Source organism: Pseudoalteromonas sp. GW168-MNA-CIBAN-0100, from assembly GCF_040309225.1.
GTDB classification, from domain to species: Bacteria; Pseudomonadota; Gammaproteobacteria; order Enterobacterales; family Alteromonadaceae; genus Pseudoalteromonas; species Pseudoalteromonas arctica.
Window position 1 is genome coordinate 1 of sequence record NZ_JBEOOL010000886.1, and the last position, 249, is coordinate 249.

Sequence of the window (249 nt, forward strand, 5' to 3'; positions counted from 1 at the left end):
GCTGGGTATTATGCCCACAGTAACACTAAAAGAGTTATGGGAAATGCTCGCTATTGTTGAAAAAATACTGCTGCTATTTTCTGTTGTGGTAGTCATTATTAGCTTGCTTGGCATGTTAACCACGCTCCTAGCTAACCTTAATCAGCGCCGCAGAGAGCTTGCCATATTACGCTCAGTAGGCGCTCGGCCATGGCAGCTATTTACGCTCATTAGCATAGAGTCACTGCTTACCACTTTACTCGGCTGCAT

1 protein-coding gene is annotated in these 249 nt (G+C 45.4%); it reads left to right on the forward strand.

Going from position 1 to position 249, the window contains the following annotated elements; all coding sequences use genetic code 11:
• On the forward strand, nucleotides 1–249 hold a 249-nt coding region (locus AAEY62_RS23855; protein ID WP_350636941.1), incomplete at both ends, for an FtsX-like permease family protein.